Origin of the sequence: Ancylobacter gelatini, assembly GCF_022601675.1 — a bacterium.
Classification (GTDB): Bacteria; Pseudomonadota; Alphaproteobacteria; order Rhizobiales; family Xanthobacteraceae; genus Ancylobacter; species Ancylobacter gelatini.
In genome coordinates, this window is record NZ_JAKVIL010000001.1 from 230,085 (window position 1) to 252,647 (window position 22,563).

At 67.0% G+C, this 22,563-nt stretch carries 22 protein-coding genes and 1 tRNA gene; 12 read left to right on the plus strand and 11 right to left on the minus strand.

The features are described from left to right. Positions 1–13 precede the first annotated feature (13 nt). Complete coding sequence (locus MKI84_RS01130; protein WP_241616134.1) at positions 14–709, plus strand: metal-dependent hydrolase; 696 nt, start codon at positions 14–16, stop codon at positions 707–709. A 4-nt stretch (positions 710–713) separates the two neighbouring features. Here MKI84_RS01130 and MKI84_RS01135 read toward each other — a convergent pair whose 3' ends face one another. Beyond that, positions 714–1,622 (minus strand): hypothetical protein, encoded by a 909-nt coding sequence (locus tag MKI84_RS01135; RefSeq protein ID WP_241616135.1) that lies wholly within the window; start codon positions 1,620–1,622, stop codon positions 714–716. 144 nt (positions 1,623–1,766) lie between these two features. Between MKI84_RS01135 and MKI84_RS01140 the strand changes: the two genes are divergently transcribed. From MKI84_RS01140 to MKI84_RS01160, 5 genes are all read left to right on the plus strand, one after another. After that, complete coding sequence (locus MKI84_RS01140) at positions 1,767–2,135, plus strand: hypothetical protein (protein WP_241616136.1); 369 nt, start codon at positions 1,767–1,769, stop codon at positions 2,133–2,135. 40 nt (positions 2,136–2,175) lie between these two features. Next, the gene (locus MKI84_RS01145) at positions 2,176–2,475 is read left to right on the plus strand and encodes a hypothetical protein (protein ID WP_241616137.1); all 300 of its coding nucleotides are present in this window, start codon (positions 2,176–2,178) and stop codon (positions 2,473–2,475) included. 119 nt (positions 2,476–2,594) lie between these two features. Then, positions 2,595–2,882 (plus strand): Asp-tRNA(Asn)/Glu-tRNA(Gln) amidotransferase subunit GatC, encoded by a 288-nt coding sequence (gene gatC / locus MKI84_RS01150; protein ID WP_241616138.1) that lies wholly within the window; start codon positions 2,595–2,597, stop codon positions 2,880–2,882. 5 nt (positions 2,883–2,887) lie between these two features. Then, entirely contained in the window at positions 2,888–4,369 is a 1,482-nt protein-coding gene (gene gatA / locus MKI84_RS01155; RefSeq protein ID WP_241616139.1) for an Asp-tRNA(Asn)/Glu-tRNA(Gln) amidotransferase subunit GatA, read from the plus strand. After that, entirely contained in the window at positions 4,369–4,665 is a 297-nt protein-coding gene (locus MKI84_RS01160) for a chorismate mutase (RefSeq protein WP_241616140.1), read from the plus strand. Before gatA ends, MKI84_RS01160 begins: the two co-directional genes overlap by 1 nt. A gap of 31 nt (positions 4,666–4,696) precedes the next feature. On the opposite strand, the gene MKI84_RS01165 is transcribed toward MKI84_RS01160, so the two are convergent. Further along, positions 4,697–4,990: a DUF6455 family protein gene (locus MKI84_RS01165; RefSeq protein WP_241616141.1), complete on the minus strand. Its 294-nt coding sequence runs from the start codon at positions 4,988–4,990 to the stop codon at positions 4,697–4,699. Positions 4,991–5,161: 171 nt separating this feature from the next. Beyond that, positions 5,162–6,856, minus strand: a complete 1,695-nt coding sequence (locus MKI84_RS01170; protein ID WP_241616142.1) for an L-lactate permease — start codon at positions 6,854–6,856, stop codon at positions 5,162–5,164. Between the two features lie 351 nt (positions 6,857–7,207). On the opposite strand from MKI84_RS01170, the gene gatB reads away from it, so the two are divergent. Together gatB and MKI84_RS01180 are read left to right on the plus strand one after the other, a co-directional pair. Beyond that, positions 7,208–8,683 (plus strand): Asp-tRNA(Asn)/Glu-tRNA(Gln) amidotransferase subunit GatB, encoded by a 1,476-nt coding sequence (gene gatB, locus MKI84_RS01175; RefSeq protein ID WP_425353786.1) that lies wholly within the window; start codon positions 7,208–7,210, stop codon positions 8,681–8,683. 142 nt (positions 8,684–8,825) lie between these two features. After that, complete coding sequence (locus tag MKI84_RS01180) at positions 8,826–9,326, plus strand: GNAT family N-acetyltransferase (protein WP_241616143.1); 501 nt, start codon at positions 8,826–8,828, stop codon at positions 9,324–9,326. Positions 9,327–9,340: 14 nt separating this feature from the next. Here MKI84_RS01180 and MKI84_RS01185 read toward each other — a convergent pair whose 3' ends face one another. Beyond that, a complete protein-coding gene (locus MKI84_RS01185; RefSeq protein WP_241616144.1) occupies positions 9,341–9,985 on the minus strand; it encodes a hypothetical protein in 645 nt (214 codons plus the stop codon). 153 nt (positions 9,986–10,138) lie between these two features. Further along, positions 10,139–10,414, minus strand: a complete 276-nt coding sequence (locus MKI84_RS01190) for a hypothetical protein (protein ID WP_241616145.1) — start codon at positions 10,412–10,414, stop codon at positions 10,139–10,141. Between the two features lie 295 nt (positions 10,415–10,709). On the opposite strand from MKI84_RS01190, the gene MKI84_RS01195 reads away from it, so the two are divergent. Then, the gene (locus MKI84_RS01195) at positions 10,710–11,423 is read left to right on the plus strand and encodes a glutathione S-transferase N-terminal domain-containing protein (RefSeq protein WP_241616146.1); all 714 of its coding nucleotides are present in this window, start codon (positions 10,710–10,712) and stop codon (positions 11,421–11,423) included. 123 nt (positions 11,424–11,546) lie between these two features. Next, positions 11,547–11,638 (plus strand) — tRNA-Ser (locus MKI84_RS01200). Between the two features lie 404 nt (positions 11,639–12,042). On the opposite strand, the gene MKI84_RS01205 is transcribed toward MKI84_RS01200, so the two are convergent. Then, positions 12,043–12,192 (minus strand): hypothetical protein, encoded by a 150-nt coding sequence (locus MKI84_RS01205; RefSeq protein WP_241616147.1) that lies wholly within the window; start codon positions 12,190–12,192, stop codon positions 12,043–12,045. A 221-nt stretch (positions 12,193–12,413) separates the two neighbouring features. On the opposite strand from MKI84_RS01205, the gene MKI84_RS01210 reads away from it, so the two are divergent. Both MKI84_RS01210 and MKI84_RS01215 read left to right on the plus strand, forming a co-directional pair. Next, entirely contained in the window at positions 12,414–13,907 is a 1,494-nt protein-coding gene (locus MKI84_RS01210; protein ID WP_241616148.1) for an ankyrin repeat domain-containing protein, read from the plus strand. A 20-nt stretch (positions 13,908–13,927) separates the two neighbouring features. Then, on the plus strand, positions 13,928–15,298 hold the full coding sequence (locus MKI84_RS01215) for a hypothetical protein (protein WP_241616149.1): 1,371 nt from the start codon (positions 13,928–13,930) through the stop codon (positions 15,296–15,298). Between the two features lie 228 nt (positions 15,299–15,526). Here MKI84_RS01215 and MKI84_RS01220 read toward each other — a convergent pair whose 3' ends face one another. The 5 genes from MKI84_RS01220 to MKI84_RS01240 are packed head-to-tail and all read right to left on the minus strand — an operon-like array spanning position 15,527 to position 22,520. Continuing rightward, positions 15,527–16,318 (minus strand): ATP-binding cassette domain-containing protein, encoded by a 792-nt coding sequence (locus tag MKI84_RS01220; RefSeq protein WP_241616150.1) that lies wholly within the window; start codon positions 16,316–16,318, stop codon positions 15,527–15,529. Then, positions 16,315–17,172: an alpha/beta hydrolase gene (locus tag MKI84_RS01225; protein WP_241616151.1), complete on the minus strand. Its 858-nt coding sequence runs from the start codon at positions 17,170–17,172 to the stop codon at positions 16,315–16,317. The genes MKI84_RS01220 and MKI84_RS01225 overlap by 4 nt, the downstream gene beginning before the upstream one ends. Further along, a complete protein-coding gene (gene fhuB / locus MKI84_RS01230; protein ID WP_241616152.1) occupies positions 17,172–19,178 on the minus strand; it encodes a Fe(3+)-hydroxamate ABC transporter permease FhuB in 2,007 nt (668 codons plus the stop codon). Before fhuB ends, MKI84_RS01225 begins: the two co-directional genes overlap by 1 nt. Further along, on the minus strand, positions 19,171–20,085 hold the full coding sequence (locus MKI84_RS01235; RefSeq protein ID WP_241616153.1) for an iron-siderophore ABC transporter substrate-binding protein: 915 nt from the start codon (positions 20,083–20,085) through the stop codon (positions 19,171–19,173). The genes fhuB and MKI84_RS01235 overlap by 8 nt, the downstream gene beginning before the upstream one ends. Then, positions 20,082–22,520 (minus strand): TonB-dependent siderophore receptor, encoded by a 2,439-nt coding sequence (locus tag MKI84_RS01240; RefSeq protein ID WP_241616154.1) that lies wholly within the window; start codon positions 22,518–22,520, stop codon positions 20,082–20,084. Before MKI84_RS01240 ends, MKI84_RS01235 begins: the two co-directional genes overlap by 4 nt. Positions 22,521–22,563: the final 43 nt, after the last annotated feature.

The following is a 22,563-nucleotide window of genomic DNA, read 5'->3' on the forward strand; positions in this document are numbered from 1 at the left end:
TCAGGAGACAAAGATGAAGATCACCTGGTACGGCCATTCCGCCTTCCGCCTCGATTTCGCGGACAAGGTGGTGCAGATCGATCCCTTCCTGACCGGCAATCCGTCGTTCCGCTCCGGCCGCGACGTGGCGGTGATGGGCACCACCCATGTGCTGCTGACCCACGGCCATGGCGACCATGTCGGCGACACGGTGGCGATCGCGCAGGCGACCGGCGCCACCGTGGTCGCCAATGCCGATCTGGCCTCCTGGCTTGGCCATCAGGGCGTGGCGAATCTGGAGATGATGAACACCGGCGGTACGGTATGGCTCGACGGCTTCTCCGTCTCCATGGTGCGGGCCGACCATTCCTCGGGCGCGATGGTCGACGGCCATTCGGTCTATCTCGGCAATGCCAACGGCCTGATCGTGAAGGCGCCGGGCGAACCGGTGATCTGGCACATGGGCGATACCGACCTGTTCTCCGACATGGCCTTGATCGCCGAAATCCACAAGCCGGACATCGTGATCCTCCCCATTGGCGACCGTTTCACCATGGGGCCGGAGAGCGCGGCGCTGGCCGTGAAACGCTATCTGCCGGGCCTGACCGTCATTCCGTGCCATTACGCCTCGTTCCCGCCGCTGGAGCCGACGGCCGAGCGCTTCGTTGCGCTGGTCGAGGAAGAGGCGACGGTGATCGTGCCGGAAAACGGCGTGCCGGTCAGCGTCTGACGGCTCAGGGCGCGCGGTCCCGCTGTTCCATGCAGGCGCAGGCGTGGCGCACGGCCTGCGCCTGCATCAGCATCGCGACCGCCACCAGCTTCTCCAGCGCCACGATGAGTGCCGGCCGGGCGATCGCGCCGCCGCGCGGTTCGGGGCGGTGCACCAGCCCGGCCTGCTCGGCTTCCTGCAGCATGCCGACAATATGCGAGCGCGACAGCCGGAAATGCCGCGCGAGATGGGCGATAGGGCGCGGCGGGGCGCCGTGGCCGGTTTCCAGGAGCGACAAGGCGAGCACCATGCCGCCGTCGCGCTCCGTGAACATGGCGAGTTCCGGCACGTCGTCCACCATGCGCCAGCCCTCGCGGAACGGCAGGAGGAACGCGCTGATGAACGGCGCGAGAAAAGCGTGCTGATCGAGCCGCTCCAGCCCCTGTGTGCCCTCGGGCATCAGTCCGGCCATGGCCTCCAGCGTGCGGTGCCAGCGCTGGCGGTGGATCGCGATCAGCTTCTCGGTCGCGGCGAGCCGGTTGAGGCGCCGGTCGGGATCCGGCACGCTGGTGACGAGGCCCATCAGCCGGAAGGTCGCGAGCACAGCGCCGGCGCGGCCGGGGCTGCACAGACCGAGGCCGGTGGCCTGCGCCTTCAGCCGGGTCGAGGTGAGCCCGCCGCGCGCGCTGCCGGTCAGCGACTCGAAATGCATGTCGAGCACCAGCAGCGAGAGGACGAAGCGTCCGCGGTCGTTCATCAGCCGGTTCAGCAGGTGGCTGCCGCTATAGGTGCTCACAATGCCGGCGGCGAAGGCGAGGGTGGCTTCGACGAATGCCGGCTGCGCCCGCAATGCGGCGATGTCGGCCAGCAGAATGGCGCTCGATGCGCGCGCGCAGGCGGTAGGGAACGCGGAGGGTGAGCCGTAATTCGGCAACCTTGATACTCCAGTAGAGAATGGTGTTTCCCTAGCGGCAATATCGCTGGGCAATGCGACCAATCTTCGGCATTGATGACGGGATCTTTTTACCGAATGCATACGCGCCCCGTTTCAAGTCCAATGTCAACCCAAGGAAGCGCCATGAAAAATCCGGGGATTTCCTCTGCCTTCGTCTCGCGCGGTGGTGCATGGGCGCTGCGCGCGCTCCTCGGCGCCGCGGCCCTTGCGCTGTTCGTCCCGGCTGGCAGCGGCCCGGCCGAAGCGGTGGTTTACTGCAACGGTCCCGGCGTGCCCGTCGGCTGCGTCGTGCGCCCGGCCGCTCCGGTGGCCCGCGCGGCGGTGGCCTGTACCCGGCCGGGCTATCCGGTTGGCTGCGTCGGCGGTGTCGGCGCTCCGGGCGTCGGTGTCGCGCCCGGCGTGGGCGTGGGCGCTCCCGGCGTGGGTGTTGCGCCGCGCGCCGGTTCGCCGGTCAATCGCGGCGGTCCGGTCAATCGCGTCGGCGTGCACTGAACGCCGCCGACCTCATTCGTGTTTCGAAAGGGAAAACATCATGAACATCCGTCTTATCTCGCGCGGCGCGCTCGTTGCCTCGGCGCTCGCTGCCGCCTCCATCCTCGCCGCCCCGCTCGCCCATGCCGACAAGGCGGCCGGCGACGCCTGCGCGGCTGGGCTGAACGCGGACGGCAAGGCGATCTACGCCGCCGCGCTGCCCTCGCTGGGCTCGGCCGACCTTCGCACCGTGGTGACCAACACCACCAAGTCGCTGGTCGAGGGCGGCAAGGTCGCCATGGGCAGCGCCCGCTCCAATGCGCAGGCCGCCGGCAAGTGCCTGGAAGCCGCCAGCTCCTGACGGGCGGCACCCGCTTCAGGTGTCCCGATCGCCGAATGAACCGGGCGTAGCGCGTTGCGGGGCGGGCCACCGCCCTGCTATACGGCGCGCGGTAGCAATTCAGCGTTCGGGATTTTGAGATGGCGGTCGATCAGGCGACGGTCCGGCGGGTGGCGCGTCTTTCGCGCATTGCCGTGACCGAGGACGAGGTGGCCCATCTGCAGGGCGAGCTCAATGCCATTCTCGCCTTTGTGGATGAACTGGCGCAGGTGGATGTCTCCGGCGTCGAGCCGATGACCAGCGTCATCCCCATGACGCTGCCGATGCGCGCGGACGAGGTGACGGACGGGTTCTACCCCGCCCGTATCCTCGCCAACGCTCCCAATGCCGAGGACGGCTTCTTCGCCGTTCCCAAGGTTGTGGAGTGAGCGCGATGACCGAACTGACCCGCCTCACCATCACAGCCGCCCGCGAGGGGCTCGCCGAAGGCCGCTTTTCGGCCACCGAGCTGACGCAGGCCTATCTCGACGCCATGGCGCCGGCCGGCGCGCTCAACGCCTATGTGCTGGCGACGCCGGAAAAGGCGCTGGCGATGGCGAAGGCCAGCGATGAACGGATCGCCAAGGGCGAGGCGCGCGCGCTGGAAGGCATCCCGCTCGGCATCAAGGACATGTTCGCCACCGATGGCGTGCGCACCACGGCGTGCTCGAACATCCTCAAGAACTTCGTGCCGACCTACGAATCGACCGTCACCTCGCAGCTCTGGCGCGACGGAGCGGTGCTGCTCGGCAAGCTGAACCAGGACGAGTTCGCCATGGGCTCGTCCACCGAATCGAGCGCCTTCGGCCCGGCCGTGAACCCGTGGCGGCGCAAGGGCTCTGACAAGACGCTGGTGCCCGGTGGCTCCTCCGGCGGCTCGGCGGCGGCGGTGGCGGCGCATATCTGCGCGGGCGCGGCCGGCACCGATACCGGCGGCTCGATCCGCCAGCCCGCGGCCTTTACCGGCACGGTCGGCATCAAGCCGACCTATGGCCGCTGCTCGCGCTGGGGCATCATCGCCTACGCTTCCTCGCTGGACCAGGCCGGCCCGATCGCCCGCTCGGTGAACGATGCGGCGCTGCTGCTGCGCTCCATGGCCGGCCACGACCCCAAGGATTCCACCAGCGCCAACCTTCCCGTGCCGGACTACCAGCAGGCGGTGGGCGCGTCGGTAAAGGGCAAGCGCATCGGCATTCCGAAGGAATATCGCGTCGACGGCATGTCGGCCGAGATCGCCGCTCTGTGGGACAAGGGCGCGGACATGTTGCGCGAGGCGGGGGCGGAGATCGTCGAGATCAGCCTCCCGCACACCAAATATGCGCTGCCGGCCTATTACATCGTGGCGTTGGCCGAAGCCTCGTCCAACCTCGCGCGCTATGACGGCGTGCGCTATGGCGAGCGCGTGCCGGGCCGCGACATCATCGACATGTACGAGAAGACCCGCGCCGGCGGCTTCGGCGACGAGGTTCGCCGGCGCATCATGATCGGCACCTATGTGCTGTCGGCCGGCTATTACGATGCCTATTACCTCAAGGCCCAGAAGGTGCGCACCCTGCTCAAGCGCGACTTCGAGAACGCCTTCGCCGACGGCGTCGACGCGGTGCTGGCGCCAGCCACGCCGTCGCCGGCCTTCGGCATCGGCGAGAAATCGGGCGCCGATCCGGTGGAGATGTATCTCCAGGACGTGTTCACCGTGACACTCAACATGGCCGGCCTGCCGGGCATCGCCGTGCCGGCCGGGCTGTCCTCCGACGGCCTGCCGCTGGGCTTGCAGCTCATCGGCCGTCCGTTCGGCGAGGAGGGGCTGTTCTCGCTCGGCCAGGTGATCGAGGAGGCGGCCGGCCGCTTCCCGTGCCCCGATCATTGGTGGAAGTAATGGCGCGCCGGCTGCCTGAAAACGAAGCCGCGCTGCTGCCGTTCCGGGCGGAGATCGACCGGATCGACGCGCAGATCGTCGAGCTTCTGGCGCGGCGCTTCGAGGTGGTGAAGCACGTCATCGCCGTGAAGAAGACCGAGGGGCTGGCGGCACTGCTGCCCGAGCGCGTCGAGGATGTGGTCGAGAAGGTCTGCGCGCAGGCCGAGACCCAGGGCGTGCCGCCGGAGCTGGTCGAGAAGCTCTGGCGCATCCTGATCCAGTGGGTCATCGACTATGAGAACGAGCGGCTGGGCTGAGCCCGGCCGCGCTCTCTTCCAAGGCTCGGCGTCAGCGATCCAGCGCGTGAACCGCTTCGCTGAGCGTCTCCTGTTCCATCGACACCTGACGCGCCGCCCAATCGGTGAAATGCGCCGCGTTCCGGCAGAAGCCGGGGACGGATGCGTGGTCGGGCGCGGTTTCCAGCCAGTCGCGGCAGGTCTCCCCGGAACGGCAGCCGAGACAGCGCTGGGCGCCGCCGCGCAGTTCGTCATTGGAGATGAGGGGGAATTGAGGGTCGAAGCCGGCCCGTTCCATCATGGCGCGGAACAGCGCCAGCCTTTCGTCGATCGTATCGATGTGCATGTGACGCCTCCTTCGTGACGGACTGTGCCGGCAGCATGAGGCGAGGGCGCCGCAGCGTTGTTGATCTGTCGCAATTTTCCCGGAAAAGCCGGCCGCCATGCGCGCCGGACAAAGAAAAACGGCGACCGGGGGAGTCCCGGTCGCCGCGAAGACTAGGCACGATCCGGCGTGTCAGCGCACGGTGAGCGGATCGCCGAGGCCGAACACGTAGAACCCCAGCACCAGAATCAGGCCAGTCAGGCACAGATAATAGATGGTCGGCAGGATGGTGATGCGCAGCGTCGCGCCTTCCCGGCCGAGCAGGCCGACCGTGGCGGACGCCGCGACCACGTTGTGGATCGCGATCATGTTGCCGGCGGCGGCACCGACCGACTGACCGGCCACCATCAGCGCCGACGAGATGCCCAGGCCCTGCGCCACCGAGAACTGGAACTGGCTCAGCATCAGGTTGCTGACCGTGTTCGAGCCCGCGAGGAACGCGCCCAGTGCGCCGATGGAGGGAGCGAAGAACGGATAGACCGCGCCCACCTGCGTCGACACCCACTCTGCGACCAGCACGGGCATGCTGTCGAAGCCGCTGGCATTGACGCCCGAATTGATCATCACGCGCACCATCGGCACGGTGAAAATCAGCACGAAACCGGCGCCGAGCAGCGTGCCGGTGCTCTCATGAACCGCCCTGGCGAAGCCGGAGAACGACATGCGGTGCAGGAAGAAGGTGAGCAGGCAGACCAGGACCAGAAGGCCGCCCGGCGAGAACAGGATCGGGAAATCGCCGTTGATGCCCGTTTCGCCCATGATGCCGACCACCGGTACGGTCGCGGCCTTCAGCGCGCTACCGATCGAGGGGATGGTGCGGCTGATCACCAGCACGACGGCGAGGATCACATAGGGGGCCCACGCCAGGGCAAGCGGGATGGTGCGCTTGGCCAGATTGTCGAGCTTGATGTCGACCGCGCCGAACCACTCCTTGGGCCATTCCGACGGCGGCGCGAAGTCCCAGCTGTCCTTGGGAATCAGGAAACGGGCACGGGCCGCGGCCGTCATCAGGGCGAGGCCGACGAGGCCGCCGATCAGCGAGGGGAATTCCGCGCCGAGGAAGACGGCGGAGGCGACATAGGGGATGGTCATCGCGAACGCGCCGAGAATGGCGAACGGCGCGATGGACAGGCCTTCGGTCCAGGACTTGTTGCGACCGAAGAAGCGGGTCATCACCACGATCAGGAACAGCGGCATCAGCGTGCCGCAAATGGCGTGAATGATGGCGACTTCCGAGGTGATGACGTGGAAGAACGCCTGCCATGAGGAGCCGGCCTCAGTGAGCCGGGCCGTGATCGCGGCCTGGTCGAGGCCGGTCTGCACGCCGACGATCAGCGGCGTGCCGACCGCGCCGAACGACACGGGCGTCGACTGGATCATCATGCCGAACACGACGGCGGCCATCGCCGGGAAGCCGACGGCCACCATCAGCGGCGCCGCGACGGCGGCCGGGGTGCCGAAGCCGGAGGCGCCCTCGATGAAGGAGCCGAACAGCCACGCGATGAGGATGACCTGCACGCGCCGATCCGGGCTGATCGACGTGAAGCCGGCGCGGATCGTGGAGATGGCGCCCGAATGCTTGAGGGTGTTCAGCAGCAATATGGCGCCGAAAATGATCCACAGCAGGCCGATGGTCTGGATGAGGCCCTGCAGGGACGAGGCGATGACCCGGTTGGCGCTCACGCCCCACACGAACAGCGCGATGACCACGGCCATGGCGTAGGTGATCGGCATCACGATACGGGCGGGAATACGAAAACCGATCAGCAATACGCCAGCGGAAAGAATCGGCAAGAAGGCCAATAATGCGAGTAGTCCGGTCGACATCCGACGTTTTCCTCCTTGGGTGTCAGGCTTTTTATTGCCCTTGGAGCCATGGGGCCTTTTTAGAGATGATGCCTGAAACGAGACGCTCCGCCGTTCAGCTATAATTGGTAAAATGAACTAACCAATATAGGCCGATGGTCTAATTTCTTCGTCGAAGGCGAATTTTGGCGCAATTGTGATGGGCCATGACATGCGCGGCGCCTGAATCGCCCGCCATCGGCGTGTCGGTGCGTACCTGACCACCGAGCCGTTTGTCAGCGTGCCGGTTGTCAGGACAGTCGTCTGTTGTATAGGAAACGGCATGCCGTGAGCCGCCTCGTCATGGGCGGCGCGATGGAACAGGTTGACGCGATGAACATGCACGCCCGCCCCGCAGACCCGAAGAAGCTGATCAAGGGCGCGACCGGCGACTGGGAGGTCGTCATCGGCATGGAAATCCATGCGCAGGTGACGTCGAACTCGAAGCTGTTCTCCGGCGCCTCCACCGAATTCGGCGGCGATCCCAATTCGCACGTCTCGCTGGTCGATGCCGCCATGCCCGGCATGCTGCCGGTGATCAACGAGGAATGCGTGAAGCAGGCGGTGCGCACCGGCCTGGGGCTGAAGGCGCAGATCAACAACCGCTCGGTGTTCGACCGGAAGAACTATTTCTACCCGGACCTGCCGCAGGGCTACCAGATCAGCCAGTTCAAGCACCCGATCGTCGGCGAGGGCGTGGTGCTGGTCGACACGGCGGACGGGCAGATCGAGGTCGGGATCGAGCGGCTGCATCTGGAGCAGGATGCCGGCAAGTCGATTCACGACCTGCATCCGAGCCAGTCCCTGGTCGACCTCAACCGTTCCGGCGTCGCGCTGATGGAGATCGTCTCCAAGCCGGACCTGCGCTCCTCCGAGGAAGCCAAGGCCTATGTGACCAAGCTGCGCACCATCCTGCGCTATCTCGGCACTTGCGACGGCGACATGGAGAAGGGCAGCCTGCGCGCCGACGTGAACGTCTCGGTGCGCAAGCCGGGCGACGATTTCGGCACGCGCTGCGAGATCAAGAACGTCAACTCGATCCGCTTCATCGGCCAGGCGATCGAGGTCGAGGCACGCCGCCAGATCGGCATCATCGAGGATGGCGGCACCATCGACCAGGAAACCCGCCTGTTCGACCCCGGCCGGGGCGAGACCCGCTCGATGCGCTCCAAGGAAGAAGCGCATGATTACCGCTATTTTCCCGACCCGGACCTGTTGCCGCTGGAATTCGACGACGCCTTCGTCGAGGCGCTGAAAGTCCATCTCCCGGAACTGCCGGACGAGAAGAAGGCGCGCTTCGTCGCCAGCTACGGCCTCTCGGCCTATGACGCCGACGTGCTGGTCGCCGAGAAGGACACCGCCGACTATTACGAGGCCGCCGCCAAGGGGCGCGATGCCAAGGCGGTGGCGAACTTCACCATCAACGAGCTGTTCGGGCGACTGAACAAGGAAGGCAAGGACATCTCCTCCTCGCCGGTCTCGGCCGACCAGATCGGGGCCATCGTCGACCTGATCGCCGACGGCACCATCTCCGGCAAGATCGCCAAGGACCTGTTCGAGATCGTGTTCACCGAGGGCGGCGATCCCCGCGCGGTGGTGGAAGCGCGCGGCATGAAGCAGGTGACCGACACCGGCGCCATCGAGGCGGCCGTCGACGCCATCATCGCCGCCAACCCGGACAAGGTGCAGCAGGTGCTGGCCAAGCCGACCATGCTGGGCTGGTTCGTCGGGCAGGTGATGAAGTCCACCGGCGGCAAGGCCAACCCGCAGGCGGTGAACGACCTGTTGAAGGCGAAGCTCGGAATCTGATTCCCCCCGCGCCGGCGCATTCCCGTGCGCCGCCTGCGCGACATCGACCGCCATCCCCGGGCTTGACCCCGGGGGGCCAGTTTCCGGGTGCGTCAGGTCTGGCAGGGGCGGCCCCTGCCATGACAGCAAGGGGGACGGCCAGATGACCGAAGCCGACAATGCCGCCGTGGCGCCTGTCGCGCGCGACGCCCTCATTATCGAGCCCGCCAGCCGCGCGGATCTGGCCGACATCATCGCCATCCTCGCCGCCGAGACGCTGCTCGGGGTGCGCGACAGCACGGATCCGGCCGACCTGCCGGCCTATGAGCGCGCCTTCGAGGACATCGCGCAGGACCCGCGCACCACGATTTATGTGGCAAAGCGCGAGGGGAGGGTGCTCGGCACCTTCCAACTCGTGCTGATGCGGGCGCTGACGCGCCGGGGCGCGCTGCTGGCGATCGCCGAGGCGGTGCAGGTGCACCCGGAGGCGCGCGGCATGGGGGTCGGCCGCGCGATGATGGATTTTGCCATAGCGGAGGCGAAGCGGCGCGGAGCCGGCTCGCTGCAGCTCACCTCGAACAAGCAGCGGCTGGATGCCCACCGCTTCTACGAGCGCGCCGGCTTCGAGCGCCGGCATGAAGGCTTCAAAATCGATTTCTATTGAGCCGGCAAAATAACCTAGAGGCACTTCGCCATGAAGACGTGCCAGGCCTTGGCGCCGCTAAGGTTGTTCCTGGCCTTGTAGTCCTGCCACTGCGCATTGCAGCGGGTGAGCGCGGCCTTGTCGCTCTCGCTGTCCTGCTCCTCGCGCGCGGCGGCGGGCTTCGGCGCGGGCTTCGCGGGTGCCGGCTTCTCCGTTGCCAGCGGCTTGGCGCCGGCGCTCGGCACCGAGGTGCGGCTTCCGGTGGCGGCGCCCTTCGGCGCCGTGCCCGCCATGCAGGACTGCGAGAACTCGCGATAGGTGAGATCGCCGGTCTGGTCCTTCGCCTTCATGTCGTTCCAGCGCGCCGCGCAGTCCTTGGCGGAGGCGCCGCCGGTGGCGGGCGTCGCGCTCGCGGCGGGGGTGCTTGTGGCGGGCTTGGGCGCCGGGGCGGAGGAGGGCGCCGCATTGGCGGTGCATTGCTGGAAGAACTGGCGATAGGTGAGATCGCCGGTCTGGTCCTTGGCCTTCATCTCGTTCCAGCGCTCGGAACACTGCTTCATCACCGCCGAACTCTGGGCGTTCGCGGGTGCCGCAAGGGCAAGGGCGGCGAGTGCGGCGGCGGCAAACAGGCTGCGCGCAGCACGGTTCCGGGGGGAGGAGAAGGCATTCAGGACCGGCATGTCGCACCTTGCGGATGTCTGCCGTGGTGCCGCCGCCGGCGCGGGGAGGGCTCGCGCTTCGCCCCCTCGCGACAGGTTTTAGCCGCTTCGCGCCATTGAGGCGAGAGCGATGGCGGGCGAGATGCCGCGCGGCACCCCGCCCGTCGGCGCCGCTCAGGCGCCCTTCATGCATTTCGACAGGAAGTCCTTCTGGCCGAGGCCGTTCAGCTTCCCGGCCTTGTGGCCGGTGGTCCATTCCTTCTCGCAGCTCTTCTTGCTGGTCTGGGCCGCCACCTTGATCGGGGTGGGGGTCGCCTGTGCCGTGGTCTGCACCTTGGCCTGCGGCGTGGCCGCGGGGGGCGCGGAGGCGGGCGCGCCCGCGGCGAAAGCCGCCGCCGAGGAGAGCACAAACGCAGCAGTGGTGAGGGTGGCAAGAGTACGCTTGATCATGTCTGATCCTCGCTTGATATCCGCGTTCATCTGCGGACAGGCAGTATTTCGCTCCCGGTTGGTGTTTTAAATTTGTCGGATCGACGGAATTAATTCGATGACCGAAAAATATGACTCCATTTGCTTACCTATCGAAAAGTAACCATAGGAGAGGTGTTCATCGAATGCTGGAAATTTCAAGGTTTCGGCCCCGATGCGCGGCGTTCCGGTTCTGCTTGCCAGCGCCGCCGGAGAGTCCTAGTTCTGGTGGCACGATGGCCCAAAAGCGGCAAAACGGCGGAGGGGTACACCCGACATGGCCCAGCTTCAGACGCGACCGATCCAGCTCTATTACTGGCCGACCCCCAATGGCTGGAAGATCAGCATCATGCTGGAGGAGTGCGGGCTGCCCTATGAGGTGATTCCGGTGAACATCGCCAAGGGCGAGCAGTTCCGCCCGGAATTCCTGGCGCTCTCGCCCAACAACAAGATTCCCGCGATCCTCGACCCCGACGGGCCGGACGGCGAACCGATCTCGGTGTTCGAGTCGGGTGCGATCCTGCAATATCTCGGGCGCAAGACCGGGCTGTTCTACCCCGCCGACGAGCGCGGCCGCGTGGAGGTCGACCAGTGGCTGTTCTGGCAGATGGCGGGGCTGGGGCCGATGGCCGGGCAGACCCACCATTTCCGCATCTACGCGCCCGAGAAGATTGCCTACGCCATTGACCGCTACACCAACGAGACGCACCGGCTCTACGGCGTGCTCAACAAGCGGCTGGCCGATCGCGATTTCGTCGCCGGCAGCTATTCCATCGCCGACATGGCGATTCTGGGCTGGGCCAAGCTCTGGGAGCGGCAGGGGCAGGACATCGCCGAGTTTCCCCATATGGCGCGCTGGCTGGAGCGCATGCTCGCGCGCCCTGCGGTCAAGCGCGGCCTCGCCGTGAATGCGGAGGATCGCAACCGCACCGACCTCGCCACCGACAAGGATGCGCAGAAGGTCCTGTTCGGCCAGCGTGCCCGCAGTTGAGGCCCGGCGCGCGCGCTGGCGGTGCATCACTTCACGATGGCCCTTGACCGTGGGGCGTTGGAAACCTAGACAGGGCGCCGCCCCATCCCGGCGCCCGACATAAAGGCGCCCGGCGGGCGGGCTGGAGACGTGGCCGAGAGGCTGAAGGCACTCGTTTGCTAAATGAGCAGGCCCCCAAAAGGGCCTCGAGGGTTCGAATCCCTCCGTCTCCGCCATTTCAATCCCAGACTGGGCGCGCCTATTGCCGCCGATTCCCTCCTGAGACGGCTGCGAGCGTTCTGAGCAGTCTCCCCTTCTTTCCGATGATGCGGACTTCCTTCGCGCCGATAGCCGCCGCCGTCCATGCGCCTGCGCTCGCTCGCCTTGCGAGCGAAATGCGCGCCATCGCCGATGTGGGTGCGGTGGTTCAGCGGCCGGTGCAACTGGCTAATGCCCCAGCGCCCGCCCTTCCGGGAACGGTCGCGTCGTGCCGTGGGGCGGCGGCGTCACGGCGTGGGTGGACTGGCGCGAACGCGACCGATGCCAAACGTGCATCCAGCGCTACGCGTGGTTTTGACGCCACCTATCCGGACGCGAGGCAATCGAGTGACGGTGAACTGGCCGCGTGTTCAGTCACCTCTCATGGCCACGCGATGCTTACGAGCCGGCCGCCGTTCCAGACCGCATCGACGAGATAAAGCGCCGGAAGCACCATGAGCGCCAGGTAGAGACAGGCGACAACACATAGTTCCTTCGCGATCAAAAAGAGACGCCCCAGCGAAACGCTCATTCAGTCCTCTCCGTCACCGTGCAACGTCTCGATAGTGCGACCCATTCGTGTACGTTCCGTATGCGCCGGCTCATGCAGCCGTATCACACGCCCCCACGCGGCTCTCCATCCTCGCCTGCAGCCACATCCCCGATATGCCGCCCCGTTGCCGTAACCGCAGCTTTAGGGCTGACAGTTGCGCCTGTGCGTTTACATTGGTGGCGCGATGACGGGGAACGCCGATGAGACGTACACTCTTCGCGCTGGCGATGCTGTTGGCGATGTCGGGCGTGGAAGCGCGCGCCGACGATACCGCCAGACCGGAGCTGATCGCGATCCAGCTCGCCATTCGCAGCCATGACGAGACCGCACTTGCCACCTTTGCGCAGCGCGGCCTGCGTGTGACAGATCTCGGCCCCTCGGGCCCGGAGCTGGTCACGCTGGCCGCACGCATGGGAACGCCCGAAACCCTCCGGCTCCTGCATCGCATGGGCGGTGAAGTCGATCGCGAAGACGCGCAGGGCTACACGCCGCTCATGCGCGCGCTGGAGGAGCGGCGCATCGACAATGCGCTGGCGCTGAAGGATCTCGGCGCGCGCCTCGATAGCGTGGCGGAGGATGGCATGTCGCCCGCCGCCCTTGCCGAGATAGCGGGCCTTTCAGGATTTGGCGAAGGTCCTGGCCGGGCAGCGGCGCCCATGCCGCCAGACGCCGCCAACCGCCTGCTGCTGTTCGCCAGCGAGTTCGGCGACGTCGAGGCGGTCGACCAAGCCATCGCGCAGGGTGCGGCGGCCGACGCGCGCGCGGCCAATGGCTGGTCCGCCGTGATGCTTGCGGCCTTGGGGGGACATGCCGCCATCGTCGAGCGTCTGGCCCGCGATATCGCCGACCCGTCGCGGAAGGCGCGCACGGCCGCCACCGAGGCCGGAGCGATGGACGCGATCACGGCCGCGCTGGTCGGCGAGGGCGGTGGCGACACCGGGCGCGTCGCCGCTACCTTGAGAGCGCTTCAGTCCTCGGGAGTTCAGGGTGAACTGACCGATGATCAGCGCCAGCGCTACCGGCGGATCGCCCGCAACATCGGCTATGATCCGCGCTTCATCGATGCTCATTTTCCCGGCGCGGATCCCCCACGCTTCCTGCCGGTGCTGGAATATGATCTGCCCTTCGGCATCGCCTCCGATGGCGAGGGCTGGAGGGAGGCGCAGAAGGTGCTGCGGGACACCGGCCTGTATCGCGGCGCCATCGACGGGACGCCGGGTGAGGAGACGCTGGCCGCGCTGCTGGCCTATGTGGCGCCGCTGGAGAAAGTGCTCGCCGACCGCGGCGAACAGGCCGCGCGCCGGGGCACCGGCGGGACCCGCGAGGAGAAGGCCGGGCCGGGCTATGGCGAAACCGTGCTGATAATCGGCGAGGTGAATGGCCGCCTGCCCGTGGGCTATATGCGCAACAAGGCGCTGGATGGTTTCGCGGGCGCCTTCTATTACGCCTATCGCTTTCCCGGCGAGGACTATGTCGAAGCGGCGCTGATCCAGACGGTCGATGTCACGCGCGTCCGGCGGATATTGAGAGTGCCGTTTCTCGACCGCACGCTCACGGTCATCCGCGAGCCCGACAGCACGACGCTTTCGATCGCCGAGACCGGCACGCCGTCCGGGCCGGCGCCCAAGGAATTCCACAAGCTGCGGATTGCGCAGAAGAACCAGCCGATCCAGCCCTCCGCCGCCGTCCCCTAGCCAGAGGGAGCCGCCGCCTCATGCCGAGAACACAGGTGAAGACCATGCGCCCATGGCTCTGCCTCGCGGCCCTGCTGCTGATACTCTCCGCCACGCCGGGCCTCGCGGACTATAACGACCCGCGCACCACGTCCGACTGCAACATCCACTCCGGCAACTACGTCTTTTCGAGCCAGCGCAACGAACTTAGCAGCAGCATCCAGCGCTGCCTGCGAACCGCGAGCGGCGCGAACTGGATTCGCGTCCCGGTCTGCGGTTGGGGCGGGTCACGGGACTGCGCGGCGCTGGAGCAGCAGCGCTGCGAACTCGACAACCGCATGAGAGCGATCCGGGACGCCTGCCTCGCGCGGTTGCGCGTGCACCAGCTCCGCGAGGTGGAGCGCGAGCAGCGGGAGCGGGAGCGCCAGCGCCAGGAAGCGCAGGCACGGGAGGAACAGGCCGCCCTGATGCGGGCCGCGGCGGCGCGGGCCGTCACGCCGGGCGGCGTCTCTCCGGCATTCCGTCCGGCAGCGCAGGCCCAGCGCGGCGCGATGATCGGCGGCATGGCTGCCGCGCAGGTTGCCGGCATCCCGGTACTGGCCCATGGCGGCGCGCTTCACCTCTCCAATGCCTTCACTCTCGAAGGCACCCGCGTGTTGCAATCCATCCAGCAGCAGACCCTCGCCATGCTGGAGGCGAGCCTCACCGCGGTCGAGGCGGCGGAGCACCAGAAGCGAAATCCGGACACACCGGCGAGCGGGCCCTATTCGCGCAGATCCCCCTATCCCCTCGACCAGCAGGTGCGGCAGCAGATCGAGGAGCCGTTCCAGCAGGCGGCGCGCACCGCCGCGATGGACGGCCAGCTGCCCTTTGGCGGCGAGAGCGCGGTCGAGGGTAGCCGCGCGCAATACCTCACCGAACTCGCCGAGGACCGCGCCAATGGCACGCTGACCGAGCCGTTCTGGTCGATGGATGTGGGCGAGGCCTTGGCCGCGCCGCTGTCCGGGGGCGAGGGCGTGAGGGCAGGCGCGGATATCGCCCGCGAGCCGGGCCTCGATGCGTCCGTCCTGCGCGAGCAAAGAATGGCGGCACTCACTCAGGTCCAGCAGGGCCGGGCGAGCCTTCAGCGCCAACAGGACGCCGTCGCCGGCGAACGCAGGAGAGCGGAGGACGCACGCCGCAACGCGAACCGGCAGGCATCACCGGGTGGTAGGGGAGCGTCCGCTGCACGGGTTCCTGCAGGCAGCTGCGTAAAAGTGGCGCAGGAATCAAATTACTACAGCATTTACAATCTGTGCAGCTACCCGATCCAGTTCCTTTGCGCTTATGTAGACCCTACCGTGCCCTACATTCTAAAGCAGAGCGAGGGATTCACATGTACCAGACGCCCATCGGGCATCTACCGCAGATAGTTCTGATATCGGCTTGATCCTGACTACTTGAAGATAATACGACATTAAGATAAGCGACATGATAAACCTGCAGGTATTCCAACAATTCCGCTTCGACTCACGCCCTCAATCCGAATGCGGCCTGGGGCTGCCCCACGCCGCACAGGAATATAGATCGCAGATAAAACGGATGCCTCACGCCCCCGACCTCCCGCGTCATCTGCTCTGCGCGGGCTCAGGTCGTTTGACTTAAAGGCGTGGCACGGAAACCTGCCGCCCGTTTTCCTGGCGGATCACTTCCATCTCGATGCCGTAGATCTCGCGGAGCGTGTGCGGCGTGACGATGTCCGCCGGCGTGCCGCGTGCGATCATTCGGCCGCCATGCAGTGCGATGATGTCGTCGCAATAGCGGGCCGCCATGTTCACGTCGTGCAACACCACGACGACGCCCGTCCCGCGTTCGCGGCAGAGCGAGCGCACCAGTTCCAGCACCTCAAGCTGATGCGCGATATCGAGGGCCGATGTCGGCTCGTCGAGCAGAAGGCAATGTGCCCCCTGCGCCACCAGCATGGCGATCCACACGCGTTGGCGTTCGCCGCCCGACAGCGTGTCGACCAGCCGATCCGCGAAGGGCGCGGTATCGGTCAGCTCGATGGCCTCGGCGATCTTGCGGCGATCCTCCGCCGTGATGCGGCCGAGCGCGCCGTGCCAGGGATAGCGGCCCAGCGCGATGAGTTCGCGCCCGGTCATGCCGCCTGTCGCTGGCGTGGTCTGCGGCAGATAGGCGACGCGACGGGCGAAGGCGCGGTTGCTCCAGTCAGCAAGCGGGCGTCCCTCAAGCCGGACATCCCCCCCGCTCGCATCCAGCTGCCGGCCGAGCAGCTTCAGCAGGGTGGATTTGCCTGAGCCATTATGGCCGATCAGCCCGACCACCTTGCCCGAAGGCACCGTCAGGCTGAGCGGGTGCAGCAATGTGCGGCCCTCGACGCTGACATGCGTGTCGGTCAGCTCGAACAGTGTGCCGGTGGATGGTGTGGTCATGCGGTATCCCGCCCAAAGGCAAAGCGGATCGCGAGATTGACCATCGCGGGCAGCACCGACATATGGGTCTCGCCGGGCAGGAAGACGTATTCGGTGGTCAGTTCCGGGACCTGTGCGAGGCGTTCCGCCATCTCCCGCGTATGGTCGACGATGCGGCTTTCCTTGAAGCTGGCGAGCCGTTTCTCCTCGTCCGCGGCGCCGATCTGGAACGGCGCCAGTGCCTGCTCATATTCGCCCGCCAGCAGCATCACCCGGCCGCCATGCGCCTGCCGGTCGGCGACGAACGTCTCGGCCGCGTCGACGATGCCGCCCCCCTCCCACCAGATGGCGGGGCTGGCGGAAATCCAGCGCGAAAAGGCGGTGGGACGGCGAAACAGCGCGTGCAGCACGAACAATCCACCGAAGGAATGTCCGAGAATGGCCTGCCGGGTGGCATCGACCGCGACGCGGCGGGCGATCTCCGGCTTTAGCTGGCCTTCGATGAAGGCGAGGAACTCGTCTGCCCCGCCCGTGCGCACATCCGGCCCGTCGGGTGTAAAGGGCGGATAGGTCTTGCCGGGCGGCGGGCCGAGATCCCATGAGCGGCGCACACCGTCATAGGCATTGTCGACGGGATAGCCGATGCCGACCATCACGCCCCACTCGATGCCGGTGCCGAGCGGCCATTCCGCCTGCACCCGCATCGTGTCCGCCGCCGTCCCGGCGATCGCGTTGGCATCGGTGTAGTAGAGCACCGGCCAACCCTGCGCCGGCGGCTCGCCGGCCGGGCAAAAGAGGAAGATGCGCCAGGTGGAGGAGCCGTCACCCGGCGAAAAATCGAACACCGTGGTTTGGGGAATCAGAGCGGCAATCATCAGGTCTTCTTGCGTGTGAGGAGCCATAGGAAGACGGGCGCGCCAATCGCCGACGCGACGAGACCGGCCGGCAACTGCCAGGGAAAGGCGATGGAGCGCCCGATGAAGTCGGCCACCGCCATGATCACGCTGCCGAGCAGCGCGGCACCGAACAGTTCCGGCAGCGGACGCCGCAGACCGACGAGACGCGCGAGCGGCGGTGCGATCAACCCGACGAAGGACAGCGGCCCGACCAGCAGCGTCGCCAGAGCGGTTGTGATCGCGGCCAAAGCGAGCAGCAGCGAGCGGCTCCGGAGCGAGGAGATGCCGAGCGCGCGCGCCGACGCATCGCCCAGAGGCAGGATTTCGAGCCAGCGAGCGACCAATGGCAGCGCGGCGAGCACGAGGCCGGCGGCGGCGAGGCTGCTGGCGGCCGATGCGGCATCGATACCGTAGGTCGAGCCGGTCATCCAGTTGAACAGCCGCATGGCGCGCGGATCGCCGCTCGCCATCAGGATGCTGACCAGCGAGTCCAGCAGTGCGCCGATGGCGATGCCGGCGAGGATCACCCGTTCGGGGGAGCCTTTCGAGGCACGGGCGAGGGCCAGGATCACGACCAGAGCCAGTGACGCTCCGGCCATGGCGGCGAGCGTCTGACCGGAGCGGTCAATGGTGTCGAAGACGAACAGCGCCACCACGAGCCCGCCGGCGGCACCGGCGCTCACGCCCAGCACCTCCGGGCTCGCCAACGGATTCCCGGTGACGCGCTGGAGGATCCCACCCGCCACGGCGAGCAATGTACCCCCCGCGATTGCCGCCAGAATGCGCGGCAAACGGAGCGACCAGACCGGATCGCCCGGCGCGGCGATGCTCCAGCCTTCCAGACCCGGTCCAAGGCTCGCCGAAAGCACGGCGGCTATCACCAGCACGACCGCCAGCACGCCGAGACACATGAAGGGGCGGCCGGTCCCTGCCGTGGGAGCGATAAGGCCGGAGGCCGTGTGCGGTGGCAGATTAAGCCGGGGCAGCATCCACAGCAGCAACGGCCCGCCCAGCATCGCCGTGACCGCGCCGGTCGGCAGCAGCATCCCGGAAGAGCTGGAGAGCAGTATCACCATCTGGTCGGTGAGGCAGAGCAGGGCGGCCCCGAGCAGCGTCGCCACGAGAAGCCGCGTGCCGAGCCGCCGGGCCCCGCCAAGACGGGCCAGCATGGGAGCGGCGAGGCCGACAAAGCCGAAGCTGCCGACCGAGGCGACCACCGATCCGGTCAGCGCCACGGCTACCGCCAAAGCGGTGAAGCGGGAGACCTTGAGCGAAAGCCCGAGGCTGCGGGCCGCGCCATCCTCAAGACCGAGCAGCGCCAGCGGGCGCAGCAGCAGCAGCGCTGCCGCACCCATCAGGGCGAGGCGCGGCGCAAGCTCCCTTGGCACCGCCCAGTCCTGCTGGCTCAGCGAGCCGGCCCCCCACAGAAACAATCCCGCGAGATAGTGACTGTTGAACAGCGTGAGGAGCGCGGCCAGCGCCGCGCAGACAAGGCCCGTGACCATGCCGGCAAGAATGACCACCAGCGGCGCCAGCCCGCTGCGGCGCGACAGCAGCAGCACCAGCGTAACGGTCAGAAGGCCGCCGCCGAGCGCCACCCATTCGCGCCCGAAACCGATGAGCACGGGCGCGAAGACCAGCGTTGCGCCGAGAGCAAGGTTTGCGCCCGCCTCGATGCCGAGTGTGGTTGGAGAGGCAATGGGATTGCGCAGCACCTGCTGCAAAAGGGCACCGGCCAGGCCCAGCGCGGCGCCGGCCAGCAGGCTGACCACAAGGCGCGGCGCGAAACTGTACAGCACCAGCAGTTCGGCGATGTCTGTCGCGTCCGGCTGGATGAGCGCGTGCCACCATTGCCCGGGCGGCAATTGCATCGACAGGTTGACGAGACCGGCCAGCAGCGCCGGGACGCCCAGCAGCAGAACCAGCCCGAACGGGCGCAGCGGCGGGTGCGTGCTGCCCGACATGGACACGGCGACGTCACCCATGTGACGGCCCTCCACCGAGCACGCGGGAGAGCTGGCGTGCGAAGCGCATGGCCGAAGGCACCATTCCGAACATCAGCGCGGGCGGCAGGCGGTAGATGCGCCCGGTCTTGACGAAGGGCAGGCTGTTCCAGAGCGGGCTGGCCGCGAGTGTTGCCAGCGTATCGGGCGCGATCGGTTCGAGATAGACGAGGCTGCTCGTCGGGCTTTGCGACAGTTCCTCGATGCCGACGGTGCTGAACCCCCAATAGTTGCTTGGCCGCGTCCAGCCATTGCGGAGGCCGCAGCGATCGAGGACGTCGCCGAACAGGCTGCCCCGACCGAAGACGCGGACGTGCCGGGCATCCAGAAACTGGACGATCAGCAGGGAGTGGCCAGTGAGGTCGACGGCCGCGATATGTGCGCGGATCTCCTCCATCAACATATGCGCGCGGGTGATGAGCGCCTCGCCGGCGCTCTCCCGGTCGACCAGGGCCGCGAGTTCGCGGGTGGCGGTGACGCTGCGGTCAAAGAGATGGCCCGGCGGTGGCGCGTACACGGAAAACGTCCGCGTCGGCGCCAGGCGCTCCAGCACGGGGGTGATGTCGCCGAGAAACGGTGTGGTCACGATGAGGTCCGGCCGGAGCGCGGCAAGCAGTTCGAGGTTCGGCTCGCGATCCGTGCCGAGATTGACGATGTCCGCCGGCAGGGGCGGCTCGACCACCCAGTCCGCCCACGTCTGCGGATCGGGAACCGCGATCGGCGGGAGGCCCATTTCGATCAGCGTCTCGGCGAGGCCGAAATCCAGCGCCACGACGCGCGGGCGTCCGCGCCCGGCCGCAGTGCGGCCGGATTGGGGGAGGGCGAGTGCCCCGGCGGCAAGCCCGCCGCACAGAAGCGCGCGACGGGAAAGCGGTGCTGGCGCGCTCACCAGCGATACTTCAGCCCGGCGATGACGGTGCGCGGGGCGCCCATGTAGCAATAGCCGGCGTCACAGGTGATATATTCCTCGTCGAGCAGGTTCTGCGCGTTGACCTGCAGGCTCCAGCCCTTGAGCGTTGCGGCGAGATAGCTGAAATCATAGCTCAGCTTGGCGTCGACCAGCGTATAGGCGCTGTTCTGGAAGGTGTTGAGCGAGTCGCCCCAGGTGGCGCCGGTGTAGCGCACACCCGCCCCGACGCCGAGGCCCGCGAGCTTGCTTCCCTCCTGGAACTGATAGTCCGCCCAGATGGAAAAGGCGTTCTCCGGTTGCCCCGAGGGCGACAGGCCGATCGTCTCGGCATCGCCGGAAACATTGGTCAGGTCGAGATAGGAATAGGCGCCGCGAACGCGCCAGCCGGCGCCGAAATTGGCGACCGCTTCCAGTTCGAACCCGCGCGCCCGCACCTCGCCGGTCTGCACCTGGAAGAGCGGGTTGGTGTCGTCGGTGGCGAGCCCGTTCTCCTGGTTGATCTGGAACACCGAGGCGGTGAAATAGCCGTCGAAGCCCGGCGGCACATATTTCACGCCGGCCTCGATCTGCCTCGCCGTGGTCGGGGCGAAGGCATTGCCGTTGATGTCGACCCCGAGCGTGGGCGCGAAAGAGGTCGCGTAGCTGACATAGGGCGCGATGCCATTGTCGAAGAGATAGGTCAGGCCCGCGCGGCCGGTGAACTGGTTGTCGTCGGTGTTCTCCGTGGTAGAGGCGAGCAGGTCGTCATCCTTGGACTCGACCCAGTCGTAGCGGCCGGTCAGGGTCAGGATCCAGCGGTCGAAGGTCGCCTGTTCCTGCACATAGAGCCCGGTCTGGTTCTGCGTCTGCTGATAGCGCGCATAGTTCAAGGCGGGATCGAAAGTCGGGCCGAGCGGCTGGCCAATGTTGAAATTGAAGTCCGCCGCCGTTCCGAAGCCGATGCCGCCGTCGAGCGCAAGATAGGTATAATCGAGCCCGACCAGCAGCTTATGCGTGACCGGGCCTGTGACGAAGTCGGCCTGCAACTGGTTGTCGATCGAGAAGGAATCGAGCTTGTCATCGACATAGCCGGTGCCGCGGGTCGCGATGTTGGTCACCGGGTCGGTGTCATAGACGCTGGTATAGCGCACCTTGGTGTCGGCATGGCCGTAGCGCAAATTCTGCCGGACGGTGAAGATGTCGTTGAACTCGTGCTCGGCGAGATAGCCGATGCGGTACTGCTCCTGCGGCTGGCTGTTATAGTCGCCGGGCGCCCGGCTGAAGCTGCCGCCGGCACCCTGCCACTGATAAAAGGGCAGGGAGGCCGGGGTCTCGGATTCCTGATATTCGCCGAGGAAGGTGATCCGGGTCTGGTCGTTCGGCTTCCAGGTCAGCGCCGGGGCGATGAACGTCATATCGTTGACGCCGCCCCCCAGCGTGTTCGGCGAACCGGCGTCGCGCAGCAGGCCTGTCAGGCGGTAGAGAAAATGGCCGTCTTCGTCGATCGGGCCGCCCACGTCGAACTGGCCCTGCCACCAGTCGTAATTGCCGCCCTGCACCTCGACCTCGCCGAAGGCCTCCTCGGTCGGGCGCTTTGAGGTGACATCGACGAGCCCGCCCGGCGAGCCGAGACCGTACAGAGCCGAACTCGGCCCGCGCAGCACGGTCACGCTCTCCACGCCATAGGGCTCGATCTTGAACACCGCCATGTTGGCGCCCGGCCAGCGCAGGCCGTCGCGGTAGATGCCGTTATAGGTGGTGTCGAAGCCGCGGATGGTGAACACGTCGAAGCGCGGGTCATAGCCGCTCTGGCCGGTGCGCACGCCGGGCGTATAGGCGACCGCCTGCGTCAGCGTCTGCACGTTGCGATCATCGAGTTCCTGCCGGGTGACGACCGAAATCGACTGCGGCGTCTCGATCAGCGGCGTGTCGGTCTTGGTGCCGACGGTGCTGCGATTGGCGACATAGCCGACGGTGCCGCTGCCTTCGCCTTCGACCGATATGGTGTCGAGAGCGATGGTGCCGCCGTCGTCCCCGGAGGTAACCAACGCCGCCGGATCCTCGATGGTCACCCGGTTGGGCGCCGTGAAGCGATAGGTCAGGCCGGTGCCGGATAACAGCGCGTCCAGCGCTGCCGGCGCGCTGAGCGTCCCGGAAACGGCCGAGGAGCGCCGCCCGCCGAACTTCGCGGTGTCATAGAACACCCGCACGCCGGCCTTCTGCGCGAATGAAAGGATGGCGCCGTTGAGGTCCTGCGCCGGGATGTTGAACGCGATCTGTGCCGGCGCGGCGACCGTCGCGCTCTGCGCGTGCGCGGCCGCCCCGGACAGGGCAATTCCCGCGACTGCCAGACCGACGACCAGGGCCCTTGCCGCAGCACCGCCGAGATAGTGCCGGCGCAGGCGCGATGTGCAGAGATGTCCCCGGGTCGTCATGATGCTTTGTTCCTTCCAGCTTGCGGAGGAACCGCCGGGCGGC